The sequence below is a fragment of the Brachyspira catarrhinii genome (assembly GCF_005518285.1).
GTDB lineage: Bacteria > Spirochaetota > Brachyspiria > Brachyspirales > Brachyspiraceae > Brachyspira > Brachyspira catarrhinii.
Window position 1 is genome coordinate 1 of record NZ_SJDU01000858.1, and the last position, 328, is coordinate 328.

A 328-nucleotide genomic window follows, 5' to 3' on the forward strand; every position below is an offset into this window, starting at 1 on the left:
AAACTTAATTATACTGCTTTTATAGGAGTATAGCAATAATGCAAATAGGCAACACTGGAGTAATTAAAGATAACCCTACCGACATCAGAGATGATATTCTTAATCAAGCTATAGACAACGTAGAGGGTTTTACTAATCTCCCAAGCGGAATACAGAATAATCTTTTAGACGAAAGTGTTATTGTTATCTCTGAAATACAAGATATGCTCTCTAATGTTATGAACAGCGTATCGCCTCTCTATGCTAATGACTTTATGGTTTTGGAACTTGGCGAGGCATTCGGACTAAAAATTAAAGATAAAACACTTCCAAACACAACTATAACTTT

1 protein-coding gene is annotated in these 328 nt (G+C 33.8%); it reads left to right on the forward strand.

Annotation, left to right across the window (positions count from 1 at the left end; translation table 11 throughout):
• Positions 1 to 38 precede the first annotated feature (38 nt).
• A partial coding sequence (locus EZH24_RS13670) for a hypothetical protein (protein WP_137999506.1) occupies positions 39 to 328 on the forward strand: 290 nt, incomplete at its 3' end.